The organism is Streptomyces sp. NBC_01294, assembly GCF_035917235.1.
GTDB classification, from domain to species: Bacteria; Actinomycetota; Actinomycetes; order Streptomycetales; family Streptomycetaceae; genus Streptomyces; species Streptomyces caledonius.
Map to the genome: position 1 here is coordinate 2159652 of NZ_CP108423.1, position 16618 is coordinate 2176269.

Genomic DNA, 16618 nt, shown 5'->3' on the forward strand with positions numbered 1-16618 from the left:
GATGTCAAGATGAGGCAATAAACTTGCCTGAGACTGACCGCGGTTCGCCGGCATCGGGGCAGGGCCGGGTCACCGGCGGCGCGGGGCCCGGGCTTGCCTCGATCAGGTGCGGCAGCGACCGGGCGACGCGCCGGCAGTCGTCAGGCAGCCCTGAGGGCAGCCTGAGGGCAGCCCTGATCGCCCTGACGCGTCATGTGACACGTCAGGGTCTTGAGGTGTCTACGTGCGACGTCTTCCATCACCTCGGTGCACGTGAACCAAGGACGTCCCGTCCGGCCTGCGGGCGGCCGACGCTACGTTGACGCCACCGCTCAGGCCCGGCGGACGTCGTACACGCCCGGCACGTCCCGCATCGCCCGCATCAGGGCGGGCAGTCCGGCCGCGTCGGGCAGTTGCAGGGTGTAGCTGTGCCGGACCCGCTGCTCGACCGGGGGCTCCACGGTCGCGGAGACCACCTCGACCCCTTCGCGGGCGATGGCCTCGGTCAGGTCGGCCAGCAGATGGGGGCGGCCGAACGATTCAGCGAGCAGGGTGACCCGGCAGTCCGCCGTGGCCCGCCAGTGGACGGCGACGGAGGTGCGGCCCACGGCCTGCATCTGCGCCACCGCCGCGCAGTGGATGCGGTGCACGGTGACGGCCCCGCCGCGGACCAGGAAGCCGGCGACGGCGTCCGGCGGGACCGGGGTGCAGCACCCGGCCAGCCGCACGGTGGCGTCCGGCAGGTCGGCGACCGCATTGCCCCCGCCGCCCCGGGCCCCGACCACCGACAGCGGCGCCCGCGCGGCCGAGGTGGTGGCCATGGCCCGGTCGGGATGGGAATCGAGCCAGCTGCTGATGGCGATCCGGGCGGCCGGGGTCTTCGCGTGGTCCAGCCATTCGGCGGCGGGCCCCGAGGAGGCGTCCTGCGCGAGGAGCAGCTGCACGGTGTCCCCGTCGGACAGCGGGGAGGACAGCGAGGTGAGGCGCCCGTTGACACGGGCGCCGATACAGCCGTGGGCCGCCTCGCCGTGCTGCGCGTAGGCGGCGTCGATACAGCTGGCCCCCGCCGGCAGGCTGATCGTGCCGGTGGCGCTGCCGTCCTCCCGGAACACGGTGATCTCCCGGTCCTGGGCGAGCTCGGCGCGGAGCACGCTCCAGAAGGTGTCGGGGTCGGGCGCGGACTGCTGCCAGTCGAGCAGCCTGGACAGCCAGCCGGGGCGCGTGGGGTCCACCCGCTCCTCGTCCGGGTCGGCGGCGGCGTCCGGTGTCGCGGTGGCGTACGGGTTGCCGAGCGCCACCACGCCGGCCTCCGCGACCCGGTGCATCTGCCGGGTCCGCACGATGACCTCGGCCACGTAGCCCTCGGGCGTGGCGACGGCGGTGTGCAGCGACTGGTAGAGGTTGAACTTCGGGGTGGCGATGAAGTCCTTGAACTCCGAGATGACGGGGGTGAAGCAGGTGTGCAACTCCCCCAGGACCGCGTAGCAGTCGGCGTTCTCGCCGACGAGGACGAGGATGCGGCCGAAGTCGGAGCCGCGCAGTTCGCCGCGCATCCGGGCGATCCGGTGCACGGAGACGAAGTGCCGCGGCCGGACCTGTACCTCGGCGGCGATGCCGGCGTCGCGCAGGACGGCCCGTACGGAGTCGGCGATGGCGGGCAGCGGGTCGCTCTCCCCGGCGTGGGCGGCGATGAGCGCGCGGGTGCTCTCGTATTCCTCGGGGTGCAGGATCGCGAAGACGAGGTCTTCCAGCTCGGTCTTGAGGGCCTGGACTCCGAGCCGTTCGGCCAGCGGGATGAGCACGTCGCGGGTGACCTTCGCGATGCGGGCCTGCTTCTCGGGGCGCATCACGCCCAGGGTGCGCATGTTGTGCAGCCGGTCGGCGAGTTTGATGGACATGACGCGGACGTCGTTGCCGGTGGCGACGAGCATCTTGCGGAAGGTCTCGGGTTCGGCGGCGGCGCCGTAGTCGATCTTCTCCACCTTGGTGACGCCGTCGACGATGAAACAGACCTCGTCGCCGAACTCCGCTCGGACCTGATCGAGGGTCACGTCCGTGTCCTCGACGGTGTCGTGGAGCAGGGAGGCCGTCAAGGTGGTGGTCTCGGCGCCGAGTTCGGCGAGGATCAGGGTGACGGCGAGCGGATGTGTGATGTACGGCTCACCACTTTTTCGCATCTGACCGCGGTGCGAGGTCTCCGCGAGGAGGTACGCCCGTCGCAGAACGGACAGATCGGCGTCCGGATGGTGGGCACGGTGCGCCTCGGCGACGTGGCCGATCGCGTCCGGGAGCCGGTCGCGGGACGTGGGACCGAGCAGGGCCGCGCGCCCGAGTCGGCGCAGATCGAGCCTGGTCCGGCCGCGTCTGCGGAGCTCAGGGCGCGCTTCGGGGTGTGCTTCGGGGTTCGTGGCCTCTGCACTCATGGGCACCTCCGGCGGCTTCGACCGGCGGTGGTGGGCATGGGGTGCGCCCTCAGGGCCGGTGCCTGATGTTACCGACCCCACCACGTGGCGCAGTCCACCTCTCGCTCAGCGTGAAACGGATCACCCATTAGAGGGAAGCTTCAGCCGAAAGCCGTTTCGGTGAGCCAGGCCTCGTCGAACTCGCCCGCAGCCACGATCACGGCGGGTCCGGTCATGTCGATCTGCCCGTCGGGGTGTTCGGTGATGACGAGGGTTCCGCCCGGGAGGTCGACGGTGTACGAGACCGGTTCGCCGGTGGCGGCCGGGTCCGCGCCGTCGCGGCGGATGGCGGCCACGGCGACGGCGCAGGCGCCGGTGCCGCAGGAGCGGGTCTCGCCGGAGCCGCGCTCGTGGACGCGCATGGCGACGTGCCGGGGGCCGCGGTCGACGACGAACTCGACGTTGACACCCGTCGGGTAGGCGGACGCCGGGCTGAAGGGCGGGGCGGTGAACAGGTTCCCGGCGTCGTCGAGGCTTTCAACGAAGGCCACGGCGTGCGGGTTCCCCATGTTCACGTTGCGCGCGGGCCAGCTCCGCGATCCGACGCTGACCGTGACCTCGCCCTCGGGGAGCTCGGCGCGGCCCATGGAGACGGTGACGTCGCCCCTCTTGTCGAGGTGCACGCGCTTGACGCCGCCGCGGGTGGCGACCGAGAGGTCCCCGGGCTCGACGTGTCCGGCGTACTGGAGGTAGCGGGCGAAGACGCGCACGCCGTTGCCGCACATCTCGGCGATGGAGCCGTCGCTGTTGCGGTAGTCCATGAACCACTCCGCCTCGTCGGCCAGGTGCGCCGCCTCGGGGTGCGCGGCGGACCGGACGACGTGCAGGACGCCGTCCGCGCCGATCCCGGCCCGCCGGTCGCACAGCTTCGCGACGGCGGATGCGGGCAGCTCGACGGCGTTGTCCGGGTCCGGGACGATCACGAAGTCGTTCTCGGTGCCGTGGCCCTTGAGGAAGGAGAGGGTGGTCTGCGTCACCCGCCCATGGTACCGAGCCCCTGCTCAGAGGCGCGGAGCGGTCCAGTGGGCGGAGCCGGCCCGTGCGGTCAGCGGAGCCGGGCCACCCGATAGACGGCGAGGCCTACGACGGTCAGTGCGACCACGGCGTACAGCGCGGCCATGCGCCAGTCGGGGCGGCGGCCGCTCCCGCGGGCCGGGAGCCCGGGCCACGAGTGGCCGACCCGGCGGGCGGCCATCATTCCCCAGCCTCCGGCGCAGCAGCTGATGAGGAAGCCGAGCATGGCGACCACGGCTCCGCCGTCGCCGAACTCGAAGGCGAGCGGGAAGGCGAACATCAGGGAACCGGTGGCGGCGAGCATCGCGATCGGGGCGATCTGCCACAGGCGCAGGCGGCGCTGCGGACGCAGTTCGACCTCGAACGCGGGGACGGCGGCCGCCTCCGCCTCGGCGGAGTCCGGGGTGTCCGGGCCGTCGGGGGTCAGCCGCGAGGGGTCGGCGGGCAGCCCGAGCCCCGCGGGCTCGCCCGTCCCGCCCAGAAGCGTCGGGTCCGCTTCCCGCCGGGTGTCGTCCCGCCCGGTGTCACGAGGGCCGGCCTCCATCGCCACGCGCCCTCCCCACTCGGACTCAGTACGCCGCCATGCATCGCGGGTGATCGCACCCGCTGAAGTTTGATGATGGCACGCCCCCGGCCCCGCTACGGGCGCACGGGGCGTCCCGATGCCATCACGTGATCAGGCTGTAATCGCTCGTTCGACCAACGACTGCGCGAGTCCGGCCAGTTCCCCCCGGTCGGCGGCGGCCCCGCTGAGCCAGTGCACGCGCGGGTCGCGGCGGAACCAGGAGTCCTGGCGGCGGGCGAACCGCTTGGTCGCCCGGACGGTCTCCGTCCGGGCATCGTCCTCGGTGCACTCCCCGGCGAGCGCGGCCAGCACCTGCTGGTAGCCGAGCGCCCTGGAGGCGGTGATTCCGTCGCGCAGCCCGCGGGCCTCCAGCGCGCGGACCTCGTCCACCAGCCCGGCCTCCCACATCCGGTCCACCCGCAGGGCGATCCGCTCGTCCAGCTCGGGCCGGGCGACGTCGACACCGATCTGCACGGTGTCGTAGACGGATTCGTGGCCGGGCAGGTTGGCGGTGAAGGGGCGGCCGGTGATCTCGATCACCTCCAGCGCGCGGACGATGCGGCGGCCGTTGCTGGGCAGGATGGCCCGGGCGGCATCCGGGTCGGCGGCGGCGAGCCGGGCGTGCAGGGCGCCGGAGCCGCGGAGCGTGAGCTCGTCCTCCAGCCGGGCGCGCACCTCGGGGTCGGTGCCGGGGAACTCCATGACGTCCAGGGCGCCGCGGACGTACAGGCCGGATCCGCCGACGAGGACGGGGGTGCGGCCCTCGGCGAGCAGTTTGTCGATCTCCAGGCGGGCCAGCCGCTGGTACTCGGCGACGTTGGCGGTGTCGGTGACGTCCCAGATGTCGAGGAGGTGGTGCGGGACCCCGCCGCGCTCCTTGGTCGTCAGCTTGGCGGTGCCGATGTCCATCCCCCGGTACAGCTGCATGGAGTCGGCGTTGACGACTTCGCCGTCGAATTGGCGGGCCAGGGCTACGCCCAGGTCGGACTTTCCTGCCGCGGTGGGACCGACGACGGCGATGACCCGCGGGGCGGGGGCTGCTTTCCTCACTGGCACAGTCTCGCAAACCCCGCGGCATGTACCCGATCGAGTTACGTGACGGGGTGTGGGCGGGGTCGTTGCCCTGGCGAGGTTCCGGCCCGGCATGCGCCTGGCATGCGCCCTGCGTACGCCCGGCGGAGGCCGTTTCGGCCAAGGCGGAACTTCACTCACACGAGTAACGTTACGGGAGTAGACATGGGCGTTTTTGATCGGTTTTTTCGTCGTAAGGACGAGGTCGCGACCGAGGAGGTCGCGGTCGAGGCCCTGACGGCGGAGCCTGGTGCGGCCGACGAGGCCGAGGCCGAGGTCGAGACGGTTGTTGCGGAGGCCCCGGCGGCGGAGGCCGTGGAGATCCCGAAGCAGCAGTCGGCCGAGGTGGCGGCGGACACCGAAGCCGGCGAGGGCGCCCGCACGTAGTGACCGCCAACGGAAGGTGCCCCATGGGTCTGCTGGACAATCTGAAGGCCAAGCTCGCTCCGGCGAAGGACAAGGTCGGCGATCTCGCCCAGAAGAACGAGGGCAAGATCAACCAGGGTCTGGACAAGGTGGCCAAGGCCGTGGACTCCAAGACCAAGGGCAAGTACAGCGGCCACATCACGAGCGGTACGGGCAAGGCGAAGGACGCCCTGGGCAAGATCGCGCACAAGGACACCCCCGGCGGGCCGACGCCGCCGGCCGCCTCCTGACGCGACCCGGGAAAGGGGCGCGGGACCGGCATCTGCCGGTCCCGCGCCCCTTCGCCGTTTCCCCCTGAGGAGCGGCGGCTACGACCAGGCGGCGACGAAGTACCCCACGCCGTACGGAGCGTCCTCGTACAGCAGGCGGCCCTGGAGGTCCGCGCCCTCCGCGGCGCCGGCCAGCACCTGCCAGGGGGCCCGGCCGGCGGCCTGCAGTTCGGCCGCGAGCTCGGCGTCGAGGGCGGTGAGCGCGTCCACGTCGGCGTCGCCGAGCGCGCGGGCGGCGGCCGCGTCGAAGGCGGCGGCGCGCTCGTCGAGGTAGCCGGGAGCCTTGAGGGTCCGTCGCGCGCTGCCGTCACCCATCACGAGCAACGCGACCCGGGCAGAACGCGCGCCCAGCTCCCGGCCGGTGTCCAGGCAGCGCGCGGTGTCCGTCGGCTCCCCGACCCCGAGGCCTTCGATCGGGGCGGCGCCCCAGCGTGCGTGCCGGAGCAGCCAGGCGCCCACGGCGAGCGAGGTGGGCAGCAGGCGCGGCCCCTCCTCGCCGTCCCCGAGTTGTACGCCGGCGTCGACGCCGAATCCGCGGAAGGTGCCGCGGGAGCCCTGGGGGTAGGGCCCGCGGTGGTCCTGGTCGGCGGCCCCGACGACGACCAGGAGGTCGGGCCGGGAGGCGGCGAGCACCGCCAGCGCGTCGGAGCAGGCGGTGCGGGCGGCGCCGAGTTCGGCGGCGGCGCCCGCGGCGAGCTCCGGCACGAGCAGTGGCGGGGCGGGGCAGACGGCAGCGGCTACGAGCATGATCCGCAGCCTAGCCGTCGCCGGGCGGGGCGGGGGGTTGTGGGCCGTTCCGGCCCGCGGCCTTGCGGAGCCGAGGCTCCGGCCCCCCGGGCCCCGGTCCGCTTCGTCTGCGGCGCTGGGCGCAAGCGGCCCCGGCTGCGCCCGGCTTCCTGGGGCTCCGCCCCAGACCCCGCGCCTCAAACGCCGGCGGGCTGGATTTCGGCCCCGGCGTCCTCGGGGCCGGGTCTGGGTCGGAATCAGCCCTGCGGTGCCGCGCAGCCGGAGGTGGTGGCCGGCAGGGGGGCCGGGACGCCCAGGGTCGGGATGCCGAGGAGGACGCCTGCCGGCTTGGCCGGGGCGGCGTTGCGCTTCTCCCAGGCGTCGCCGGCGCGCGTACGGCGCACCGTCAGCGTCGGGCCCTCGGCCAGCAGGTGGTGCGGGGCCGCGTAGGTGATGTCCACGGTGACCACGTCGCCCGGGCGGACCTCCGCCTCCGGCTTGGTGAAGTGGACCAGGCGGTTGTCGGGTGCGCGCCCCGACAGGCGGTGCGTGGCGCCGTCCTTGCGGCCCTCGCCCTCCGCGACCATGACCTCCAGGGTGCGGCCGACCTGCTTCTTGTTCTCCTCCCAGGAGATCTCCTCCTGAAGGGCGACCAGGCGCATGTAGCGGTCCTGCACGACCTCCTTGGGGATCTGCCCGTCCATGTCGGCAGCCGGGGTACCGGGCCGCTTGGAGTACTGGAAGGTGAAGGCGTTCGCGAAGCGGGCCTCGCGCACGGCGTGCATCGTCTGCTGGAAGTCCTCCTCCGTCTCACCGGGGAAGCCCACGATGATGTCGGTGGAGATCGCGGCGTGCGGGATCGCGGCGCGGACCTTCTCGATGATGCCGAGGAACCGCTCCTGCCGGTACGAGCGGCGCATCGCCTTGAGGATCGGGTCCGAGCCGGACTGCAGCGGCATGTGCAGCTGCGGCATCACGTTCGGGGTCTCGGCCATCGCCGCGATCACGTCGTCCGTGAAGTCGCGCGGGTGCGGGGAGGTGAAGCGGACCCGCTCCAGGCCCTCGATCTGGCCGCACGCGCGCAGCAGCTTGCTGAAGGCCTCGCGGTCGCCGAGGTCGGAGCCGTACGCGTTCACGTTCTGGCCGAGCAGGGTGATCTCCGAGACGCCCTCGCCGACGAGGGCCTCCACCTCGGCGAGGATGTCGCCGGGGCGGCGGTCCTCCTCCTTGCCGCGCAGCGCCGGGACGATGCAGAAGGTGCAGGTGTTGTTGCAGCCGACGGAGATCGAGACCCAGGCGGCGTACGCGGACTCGCGGCGGGTCGGGAGCGTGGAGGGGAACGCCTCCAGCGACTCGGCGATCTCGACCTGCGCCTCTTCCTGGATGCGGGCGCGCTCCAGCAGCACGGGGAGCTTGCCGATGTTGTGCGTACCGAAGACGACGTCGACCCAGGGGGCCCGCTTGACGATCGTGTCGCGGTCCTTCTGGGCGAGGCAGCCGCCGACGGCGATCTGCATGCCGGGGCGCTTCGTCTTCATCGGGGCCAGCCGGCCGAGGTTGCCGTACAGCTTGTTGTCGGCGTTCTCGCGGACCGCGCAGGTGTTGAAGACCACGACGTCGGCGTCGCCGTCGGAGCCCTCGGGCGCCCGGACGTAGCCGGCGTCCTCCAGCAGACCGGAGAGCCGCTCCGAGTCGTGCACGTTCATCTGGCACCCGTAGGTGCGCACCTCGTAGCTTCGCTTCTCGTCCACTGCCTGGCTCCGGTCGCTGCTGGTCATGCGACAAGGGTAGGCGGTACCCGGAAGCCCTCGGGTCCCCCGTGCGGCCGGCCCGCGGAGAGGCGGCGGCCGAAGAGGACGAGCAGCAGGTCGTGGGCGTTGCCGGGCGGCGGGATCCCGCCGGCGGCGCTGCGCGAGCGGGCGCTGATCAGCCTGCCGCGCGGGACCGGACTGAGCGGGGTGCCGGAGCGGGCGTGCGCGGAGGCGGGCTTCGCGCCGCGGGTGGAGTTCGCGGCGGCGGCGCCCGCGGTGCTGGTCCGGTCGGCCGGGCGGGGGCTGGGCGTGGCCGTGGTGCCGTCCGGAGCCGAGTCCGGAGCGGACCGGCGGGACGGCGGCGGTCTGCGGGCGCTGCGGATCACCGGGCCGGCGCCGAACGGGCGGGTGTCGCCGGCCTGGCGCACGGCCGGGCCGGCCGGGCCCGCCGCCCTCAGGCTGCTGGAACGGCTGCGCGCGGAGGGCCCCGGGCGGCCCGCGCCGTGACAGGACGGCGGACGGGTGGCAGGATCGCGGCCATGCCTCTCGTACCGCCCCGGATCAGCAGGCGCCACGCCCTGCGGGTCCTGGTGGCCGTACTCGCCCTGCTCGGCGTCCTGACCTGGTGGCTGAATCCCTTCGGGAAGCCGGAGCCGCAGGGCGACCTGACTTTCAGCACCGGCGCGCGGACCGGGGTCTACCACCGGTACGGGCAGCTGCTGGAGCAGGCGCTCGGGCAGGACATGCCCGAGGTGAACGTACGGCTGGAGCCCAGCGAGGGTTCGCTGGAGAACCTGAAGCGGGTGGCCTCCGGCGAGGCGGACTTCACCGTGGCGACGGCCGACGCGGTCGCCAAGTACCAGCTCGACGGCAAGCACCGCGCGGACCAGCTGCGCGGGGTCGCACGGCTCTACGACGACTACGTGCAGCTGGTGGTGCCGGCCGGGTCCCCGGTGCAGTCGGCGCGGGACCTGCGGGGCAAGCGGGTCGCGATAGGCCAGCCGGGCTCCGGGGTGCGGCTCATCGCGGAGCGGCTGCTCATGGCGGCCGGGCTGGACCCGGTGCTGGACGTGACCCCGGTGTCCATCGGCATCGACACCATGCCGGCCGAGCTGGAGGCCGGCCGGATCGACGCGTTCTTCTGGTCCGGTGGCCTGCCGACGAACGCGGTGCGCGAGCTGTCGGAGCGGTTCGAGATCCGGCTCGTGCAGCTCGGCGACCTGGTGGAGCCGTTGCAGGGGAGCGGGAGCCCGGCGCGCTTCTACCGGACCGCGGTGATGCCGCAGGACGCGTACAGGATGGCGCGCAACACCGGCTCGGTGGCGACCCTGGCCGTGCCGAACCTGCTGGTGACGCGGGCGGACGCGGACCCCGAGCTCACGGAGCAGCTGACGCGGACGGTGATCCTCAGCCGCGACCGCGTCGGGCGCGCGGTGCACGCGGCGCAGCTGGTGGACCTGCGGACGGCGATCTACACCGCTCCGCTGGACCTGCACGAGGGCGCGGCCCGGTACTACCGGTCGGTCAAGCCCTGACGTTCACGAGGAACGAGCCCTGACGTTCACGAGGAGGACGAGGGCGACGGCAGCAGCATCGTCGCCGCGGCGGCCGCGCCGATCAGGCCCGCGTGGGTGCCCAGGGTCGCCGGTACCACCTGGAGCTCCTGCACGAAGGAGAGCGTGGCGTAGGCCGCGAGGTGGCTGCGGATCGGAGTGAAGAGGGTGTCGCCGGCGGCGGCGACCCCGCCTCCGATGACGGCGATGTCCGTTTCGACGAGGGTCGCGGTCGCCGCGATGGCGGCGGCCAGGGCGCGCCCCGCGCGGTCGAAGGCGGCCAAGGCGATCGGGTCGCCGGCCTCGGCGGCCGCGGCCACGCCCGCCGCCGTGGCGTCGCCCGCGCTGCCCGGGCGGTCCGCCGGGGTCCAGCCCTGGGCCCGGGCCCAGTGGGCGATCGCCGTGCCGGAGGCGATCGACTCGACGCAGCCGCGGCCGCCGCAGACGCACGGTTCGCCGTCGAAGGCCACGCTGATGTGACCGATGTGTCCGGCGTTGCCGGTGGGGCCGGGGTGGAGCTGGTTGTTCAGGATCAGGCCGCCGCCGACGCCGGTGGAGACCACCATGCACAGCGCGTTCGCGTGGCCCCGGGCCGCGCCCAGCCAGTGCTCGGCGGCGGTCATCGCCACGCCGTCACCGGCCAGTACGGTCGGCAGGTCGGCCCCGCGCTCCGCGAGCTCCGCCGAGATCCGCTCCTGGACCGGGAAATCCCGCCACGCCCCGATGTTGACCGGGCTGACCGTGCCCCGGGAGGCGTCCACCGGACCTGCGCTGCCGATCCCGCAGCGGACCGCCGAGGCCCACAGCGGGGACTCCGACAGGTCGGCGACGACCGCGGCGACCGCGGCCATGACACCGTCGGCGTCCGCTCCGCGCGGGGTCGCGCGGCGGGTCGTGGCCGCCATCGTGCCGTCGGGGTGCACCAGCGCACCGGCGATCTTCGTGCCGCCGATGTCGATCGCCACCGTCAGGCCGGCGGCCTGGGCGGAGGCCCGCGGTGCGGGGAACGGGGCGGTGGGAGTGATCACGGTGGCGGCTCCAGGAAGGGTTCAGGATTCAGTATGCGCCGGGGGCGGCGCCGTGCTCTCGCGAGGCTCCAGTCGCGGCTGCTCGCTGATCCGGATCCCGGGCGGGCTGCCCGCGAGGACGGCGAGGAGTTCCTCGGCGGCGAGCCGGCCGAAGCTGGCGGTGTCGCGCACGAGGGCGGTGAGCCGGGGGTGGGTGACCCGGCAGAGCGCGGAGTCGTCCCAGGCCACGATCGACAGCCGGCCCGGCACGGGGATGCCCAGCTCGGCGGCGACCGCGCTCCCCGCGACGGCCATCACGTCGTTGTCGTAGACGAGCGCGGTCGGCGGCCGCGGCTCGGCGAGGACCCGGCGGGTGGCCGCCGCGCCCTCGGCGTCGGAGTAGTCGGTGACCACCGAGCGCACCTGGTCGGGGCCGAGCCCGCGCCGCGCGGCCTCGGTCCGCAGGGAGTCCATCCGGCGGACCGTGTGGGCGAGGCCGGGGAGCCCGGCGATGTGGACGATCCGGCGGTGGCCCAGCCCGTGGAGGTGGTCCAGGACCTGGGCCATGGCCCCGGCGTCGTCGGCCCGGACCGAGGAGACCGAGGAGACCGAGGAGACCGACGAGGACGGCGAGGACGGCGAGGACGGCGAGGACTGAGAGAGCGGCGAGGACTGCGAGACCTCCGGGGCCGCCGCGAGCGGGGAGGCCGGGGAGCCCGACGACGACGGCGAGACCGCCGGAACCGCCGCGAGCGGGGAGCCGGACGAGCCCAGGGCCGGGAAGGGGCCGGCGGGCGGTGCGGCCTCGCCGATGGTGACCGCGGGCAGGGCCAGCTCCTCGAGGAGCGCCGGGCGCGGGTCCCGTACGCGCGGGTCGACGACGAGGACGCCGTCGACCCTCCGTTCGGCCCACCAGCGGCGGTAGACCGCACATTCGGCGTCGATGTCCTCGACGACCTGGAACAGCAGGGCGGTCCGGGCGGCGGAGAGGACCTCCTGGATGCCGGAGACGAGCTGCAGGAAGAAGGACTCGACGCCGAGCGTGTGCGCGGGCCGGGCGAGGACCAGCCCGACGGCTCCGGAGCGTTCCCCGGACAGGGCGCGGGCGGCGCTGTTGGGCTGCCAGCCGAGTTCCTCGGCGACGCGGCGGATCCGGGCCCGGGTGTCCTGCGAGACGCCCGGCCGGTCGTTGAGCGCGAAGGACACGGCGCTCTCCGACACCCCGGCCTGCCGGGCGATGTCCTTGATCGTGGGTCTGCGGGCCATGGCCTGCCTCATTCATCCTTCGAGTGCGTCATACGTGGCGAAATACGGAGGGCAATGGCCGGACCGTACGCGATCCTGCCCTGGCAGACCGCCTTGACCGCCATCCAGTACTCCCCGGGAGGGGTGTGGATCGGCGGCCGCAGCGCGAACTCCACCCCGGCCGCTCCCTCCGCCGGCACGTGCAGGGGCAGGGCGGCGGGAGCCGTCAACGGCCAGGTGCCGTACGGGGAGACGGCGAGGGCCACCCCCGTCAGCGCACTGCGCACGCCGGTGCTGCCGATCCGGGCCCGGACGAGGCCCCGCGCGCCCGGCGCGAGGGTCACCACCGGCTCGGGGGCCTCCACCCACAGCCCGGCGGGGACGGGGCCGCCGGGAACGGTCACGGTCAGCACGTCCTCGAACTCCCCCGCCGGGGTGGCCGCGAGGATCCGGACCAGGTGTTCACCGGGCGCGGCTCCTCCTGCGGGCGCCACGCTCAGCGGGATCCGCCCGTGCCCGCCGGGCGCCAGGTCCACCACGCGCCGGGTCCAGGAGGTGTGCCAGCCGTCGGGGGCTCGGACCTCCAGCGCGACGGGGCCGCCCGCACCGGCGTGGGAGGCGAGCGTCACCGTCGCGGCGGACGGTGCTCCGTCACAGGTGACCGTGTACGGCGCGTCCCCCAGCGGGGCCGTCCCCGTGTTGTGCAGCCAGTAGCGGCTGAACACGGGCTGGTGCGGCTCCCGTTCGCCGTGGCGCAGCGGCATGCCCGACGGCGTCCGCAGCAGCAGGGTGGTGGTGGCCGCGCCGCCGAGGCCCGCCCCGAAGGGCCCGCGCGGGCGGTCCAGGAGGTCCGCCTCGGCGGCCGGCTGCGTGGGCCAGTGCACCTCGGGCGCCGCCGGGCGGCCGTGCGTCTCGCGCAGCCGGACCGCCAGGCCGCCCTCCTCGCCCCGTTTCACGGTCTCGATCAGGACCCGGTCGGCCGGTTCCACGCCCAGGAGGGAACGGGCCGGCGGTTGCGGGCCGGCCGTCGGTGCGGCGGTGACGGCGGTGAGGGGCTTGTTGAACTCCCGTCCCCGGCGCGCCAGGTCCGCCTCCCGCCAGTCCCCGTCCCCCGCCACCAGCGCGTGCTCGAAGACGTGCGTCCAGTGCTGGAGCTGGAACGAGCTGCCGTCGGGGGCGGTGCGCCGGGGAGGGTCCATCCACTCCCCTGCGGGGCGCCCGGTGCAGGAGCGCATCAGGGTGCTGTGCAGCCGGCCCGCCGTGTCCACGGCGAAGCCGGGCGTGCCCCGGACCAGGATCCCGACGGTCCGGCGCGCGTAGGGAACCTCATGCGGGACGCCGCAGGGAACCGCGCGCCCGACGTCGCAGCCGCCCGCACAGGGGACCTCGTACGGGACTTCGTACGCCGCCTCGTGCGGGACCTCATGCGCCGCCTCGTACGGGACGTCGTGCGCGGCCTCCCCGGCCGGCGCCCCCGCGGCTTCCAGGCGGCCCGAAGCGGCGACGGCCCGGGCCAGTTCCGCCGTCGGCCCGGTGTACACCAGGACCGGCAGGTCCAGGACTCCGGTGAGGTCGCAGCCCGGGCTCCACAGGGCGCGCAGCGGGGCCCGCGCCGGGACCCACGCCCGCGCGTGCTCTCGTACGGCCTGGGTGTGGGCGGGGTCGGCCGCCGCCAGCACCGCCGCCGTGAAGGCATTGGCCTCGGGGCCGCCGAGGGCGATCCGGAAGTCCGGGAGGCTGCTGTCCACCGCGAGGTCGCCCCAGCGGGGTCCGGCGGGCCGGGTGGGGGTGGCGGTGACCCCGTACCGGCCGAGCGCCACGACCAACTCCCGCAGGCCGTCCGGGGTTCCCGTGTCCGGCAGCACGATCTCCGCCGCTCCCAGCGCCCGGTCCGGCCCGGCCAGCGGCGCCGACAGCGCGAACCAGTTCAGACAGGGGCTGTCCAGGGTCCACGGGGCCCTGGTGTGGTCGGCGCCCGCGTCCGCCTCGGGGAAGGCGAAGCCGCGCCCCACCGCCGCGGCGGCCGTCTCCGCGACCGGGACCGCGCCCGGCACGTCGGCCGGGATCCGCAGCCGCAGCAGGTGGTCGGAGCCGTTGAACTCATCGACACGGGTGGTCAGTTCCACCCGGTCCAGGCCGTCCCACAGGGTGGTGGTCCGCGTCCAGCGGACCGGACCGGTGCGCCCGGTGGCGACGATCCGCGCCCCGAGCGGCCCCCGCTCCACGCGGCAGGACGTGGCGGGTGCGGAGCCCGAGCCGGTGCCGGGGCCCTTGGGCAGCAGGTGCCACGGGCCCTCTCCGAAGACCGGGTGCCGGTCGTACTCGTCCTGCACGACCAGCTCGTCCACCTCCCCCGCGCTCATGAGTTGCTGCCCGGTGCGCCGGTCCAGCAGCCGGGCCAGGCCGCCCCCGCGCTCCGGGTCCGCCTCGGCGCGGAAGGCCTCGTTCTCCACGACCAGGCCGTCCGCCGGCTCCCAGCCACCCGAGAGCGGCAGCTCGGAGGCCTCCAGCCACCAGGTCCGGTACCCGAGCGAGGGCACCTCCTCTGCCAGGAACACCACCTCGGCCACGCCGTCGGCCGCCGCCTCGACGTGGACGGGCGCGCGCCGGCCCACGGCGTCGCGGACGCTGATCCGGTGTGCCTGCGCGGCCGTCAGCCCCAGCGCCGCCAGGTCGACGGACGTGCGGACCAGGTCGGTCCGCGTCCAGGACACCGGGTTGTGCACGGTCGCCGCCAGCGGGGCCGGTTCCCGGGTGCCGGCCGCGTCGGCCGGCGGGGCCTGCCCGCGGGTATCGGCCGCGTCCGTCAGCGCGGCCAGCGCCTCCTGCCGTACGGCGGCGGCCAGTTCGTGCGCCTCCCGCCAGGTCGGGAGCAGGTCCAGGTACACCTGGTCGGAGAAGGTTCCGGTGACGGCGTCGTGGTGGGCGGCGTGCAGCAGGTGCCGCCAGGCCTTGCCCAGGGTCTGCGCCGGATAGTCCAGCAGGCCTTCGGCGCAGGCCAGCGCGGCGAAGGTCTCGGCTTGTTCGAGGAGGTTCTCGGCGGCCCGGTGGGCCTGTTTCACATCGCTGTAGGTGACGTCCTTGCCGGTGTAGACGGGGCCCATCTCCCGGGTGACCGGCAGCGGCCGCTCCCCGCGCGCCGCGAACTCCGCCCGGACGGCGTCGAAGTGGGCGCGCGGGCCGGAGTGCTCCATGCGCGGCCAGCAGTAGCGGCGGTTCCAGGTGTGCTGCACGTCCAGGCCCCAGCGGTGGGGCCAGGAGAAGTCGGTGCCCATCGGGATCAGGACGTTCTTCGTCGCGGCGGCGGTCCGCAGCAGTTCGTAGAGCTCCAGGAGCTGCTCGGCTGCGGCCTCCGCGTCGGGCGCCCGGTGGGAGAACCAGCCGGCCGAGTAGTGCGCGGGCAGGTAGTGCAGCAGCAAGCCCTGCCCGCCGCTGTCGCCGGGCGCGATCCACTCGTACTCGGCGGGCAGCTGCATGGCGGCGGGCGCCCGCAGGGGGCCGCCCCAGGTGTCCGCCATCGGGCCCCACTGGTGGTGCGGGCCGCGGGCGAGGACGGCGGAGTCGAGTCCGCAGCCGGCCATCAGGGCGGGAAAGGACGGGTCGTGGCCGAAGACGTCGAGCTGCCAGGCGGTGCGCGGATCGGCGCCGAGGGTGCCGCGGTGCAGGGCGAGGCCGTGGACGGCGCTGCGGACGGTGGTCTCGGCGCAGGTGAGGTTGGTGGACGGCTCGTTGTAGGTGCCGCCGACGATCTCGACGCGGCCGTCGGCGATCAGCGCGCGCAGCTCGGCCCGGTCGGCGGGGTGGGTGTCCCAGTACGGCTTCAGGTAGTCGACCTCGGAGAGCACGAAGCGGTACGCCGGGTCCTCGCGCGCCTGTTGGAGGTGGAGCGGGATCAGGGTGAAGGCGGGGACGCCCTGGTACTCCCAGCCCTTCTCCGCCTCGCCGGGCTTCCGCGGGGCGTCCCACAGGGCGGTGTAGGCGGCCTGGGTGTTCCACCACATCGGGTCGTAGTGGAAGTGCGGGACGAGCCGGACGGTCCATCCGGGCTCGGCGACGGTCAGCCCGAACGGCAGCTCGGCGAGCGGCCGGCCGTCGGGGGTGGTGACCCGGGCGGTGGCGGCCAGCAGCTCCCCGGGCGCGGCGGCCCCGGTGCGGACGGCCACCTCGACCGTGGACTCCAGGGCACTCCCGGCTCCCGCGGCCCCCTGCACCACCCCCTGCGACTCGTGTCCTTCGTGCGCTTCGTGCGCTTCGTGGTCCTCGGCGGTGTCCGCGCGCACGATGCGGGGGTGCGGGGTACTGACCCCCGCGCCGTCCACGGTGACGTACAGCGGGCCCGCCGGACGCTCCCTCCTGATCCGTACGCGGACGACCTGCGCGGGTGTTTCCGGCGGCCCCGTGAACAGGGCCGGAGTGGTGACCGCCGTGACCGAAATACCGCTGCCCATTTCCACACACTTCCCTGTGACCAGCCACAACTAAAGCGCATTAGTTTCCCCAGGTTCCGACGAGCGGAACCCTTGTGTCAACTGGACTGAAGCGCATAAGTA

Annotated in this window: 13 protein-coding genes; 4 read left to right on the plus strand and 9 right to left on the minus strand. The window is 74.2% G+C overall.

Going from position 1 to position 16618, the window contains the following annotated elements; translation table 11 throughout:
- Positions 1 to 311: 311 nt before the first annotated feature.
- From OG534_RS09520 to miaA, 4 genes are all read right to left on the minus strand, one after another.
- Positions 312 to 2402, minus strand: a complete 2091-nt coding sequence (locus tag OG534_RS09520; RefSeq protein ID WP_326587657.1) for a RelA/SpoT family protein — start codon at positions 2400 to 2402, stop codon at positions 312 to 314.
- A gap of 140 nt (positions 2403 to 2542) precedes the next feature.
- Complete coding sequence (dapF, locus tag OG534_RS09525; RefSeq protein ID WP_326587658.1) at positions 2543 to 3418, minus strand: diaminopimelate epimerase; 876 nt, start codon at positions 3416 to 3418, stop codon at positions 2543 to 2545.
- A 68-nt stretch (positions 3419 to 3486) separates the two neighbouring features.
- Complete coding sequence (locus OG534_RS09530) at positions 3487 to 3999, minus strand: hypothetical protein (protein WP_326593537.1); 513 nt, start codon at positions 3997 to 3999, stop codon at positions 3487 to 3489.
- 132 nt (positions 4000 to 4131) lie between these two features.
- Positions 4132 to 5070 carry a tRNA (adenosine(37)-N6)-dimethylallyltransferase MiaA gene (gene miaA, locus OG534_RS09535; protein WP_326587659.1) on the minus strand — a complete coding sequence of 313 codons (939 nt, stop codon included), beginning with the start codon at positions 5068 to 5070 and terminating at the stop codon, positions 4132 to 4134.
- Positions 5071 to 5256: 186 nt separating this feature from the next.
- Between miaA and OG534_RS09540 the strand changes: the two genes are divergently transcribed.
- On the plus strand, positions 5257 to 5478 hold the full coding sequence (locus OG534_RS09540; protein ID WP_326587660.1) for a gliding motility protein: 222 nt from the start codon (positions 5257 to 5259) through the stop codon (positions 5476 to 5478).
- A gap of 23 nt (positions 5479 to 5501) precedes the next feature.
- Positions 5502 to 5747 carry an antitoxin gene (locus OG534_RS09545; RefSeq protein WP_326587661.1) on the plus strand — a complete coding sequence of 82 codons (246 nt, stop codon included), beginning with the start codon at positions 5502 to 5504 and terminating at the stop codon, positions 5745 to 5747.
- Between the two features lie 78 nt (positions 5748 to 5825).
- On the opposite strand, the gene OG534_RS09550 is transcribed toward OG534_RS09545, so the two are convergent.
- A complete protein-coding gene (locus OG534_RS09550) occupies positions 5826 to 6533 on the minus strand; it encodes a hypothetical protein (RefSeq protein WP_326587662.1) in 708 nt (235 codons plus the stop codon).
- 236 nt (positions 6534 to 6769) lie between these two features.
- Positions 6770 to 8290, minus strand: coding sequence for a tRNA (N6-isopentenyl adenosine(37)-C2)-methylthiotransferase MiaB (gene miaB, locus OG534_RS09555; RefSeq protein ID WP_326587663.1), 1521 nt, complete (start codon positions 8288 to 8290; stop codon positions 6770 to 6772).
- A gap of 99 nt (positions 8291 to 8389) precedes the next feature.
- On the opposite strand from miaB, the gene OG534_RS09560 reads away from it, so the two are divergent.
- A complete protein-coding gene (locus tag OG534_RS09560; RefSeq protein WP_326587664.1) occupies positions 8390 to 8770 on the plus strand; it encodes a LysR substrate-binding domain-containing protein in 381 nt (126 codons plus the stop codon).
- Positions 8771 to 8802: 32 nt separating this feature from the next.
- On the plus strand, positions 8803 to 9798 hold the full coding sequence (locus OG534_RS09565) for a TAXI family TRAP transporter solute-binding subunit (RefSeq protein WP_326587665.1): 996 nt from the start codon (positions 8803 to 8805) through the stop codon (positions 9796 to 9798).
- A gap of 26 nt (positions 9799 to 9824) precedes the next feature.
- On the opposite strand, the gene OG534_RS09570 is transcribed toward OG534_RS09565, so the two are convergent.
- From OG534_RS09570 to OG534_RS09580, 3 genes are read right to left on the minus strand one after another with little or no spacing between them, the layout of a single operon-like run.
- The gene (locus tag OG534_RS09570; RefSeq protein WP_442807052.1) at positions 9825 to 10844 is read right to left on the minus strand and encodes an ROK family protein; all 1020 of its coding nucleotides are present in this window, start codon (positions 10842 to 10844) and stop codon (positions 9825 to 9827) included.
- A 21-nt stretch (positions 10845 to 10865) separates the two neighbouring features.
- A complete protein-coding gene (locus OG534_RS09575; RefSeq protein ID WP_326587666.1) occupies positions 10866 to 12089 on the minus strand; it encodes a LacI family DNA-binding transcriptional regulator in 1224 nt (407 codons plus the stop codon).
- Positions 12090 to 12097: 8 nt separating this feature from the next.
- Positions 12098 to 16516: an NEW3 domain-containing protein gene (locus OG534_RS09580; protein WP_326587667.1), complete on the minus strand. Its 4419-nt coding sequence runs from the start codon at positions 16514 to 16516 to the stop codon at positions 12098 to 12100.
- Positions 16517 to 16618: the final 102 nt, after the last annotated feature.

What these genes read in the sequence shown, in the direction of transcription:
- OG534_RS09520 (WP_326587657.1), bottom strand. Translation starts at nt 2,402, where the DNA reads ATGAGTGCAGAGGCCACGAACCCCGAAGCACACCCCGAAGCGCGCCCT.
- OG534_RS09530 (WP_326593537.1), bottom strand. Translation starts at nt 3,999, where the DNA reads ATGGAGGCCGGCCCTCGTGACACCGGGCGGGACGACACCCGGCGGGAA.
- OG534_RS09540 (WP_326587660.1), top strand. Translation starts at nt 5,257, where the DNA reads ATGGGCGTTTTTGATCGGTTTTTTCGTCGTAAGGACGAGGTCGCGACC.
- OG534_RS09545 (WP_326587661.1), top strand. Translation starts at nt 5,502, where the DNA reads ATGGGTCTGCTGGACAATCTGAAGGCCAAGCTCGCTCCGGCGAAGGAC.
- OG534_RS09550 (WP_326587662.1), bottom strand. Translation starts at nt 6,533, where the DNA reads ATGCTCGTAGCCGCTGCCGTCTGCCCCGCCCCGCCACTGCTCGTGCCG.
- miaB (WP_326587663.1), bottom strand. Translation starts at nt 8,290, where the DNA reads ATGACCAGCAGCGACCGGAGCCAGGCAGTGGACGAGAAGCGAAGCTAC.
- OG534_RS09565 (WP_326587665.1), top strand. Translation starts at nt 8,803, where the DNA reads ATGCCTCTCGTACCGCCCCGGATCAGCAGGCGCCACGCCCTGCGGGTC.
- OG534_RS09575 (WP_326587666.1), bottom strand. Translation starts at nt 12,089, where the DNA reads ATGGCCCGCAGACCCACGATCAAGGACATCGCCCGGCAGGCCGGGGTG.
- OG534_RS09580 (WP_326587667.1), bottom strand. Translation starts at nt 16,516, where the DNA reads ATGGGCAGCGGTATTTCGGTCACGGCGGTCACCACTCCGGCCCTGTTC.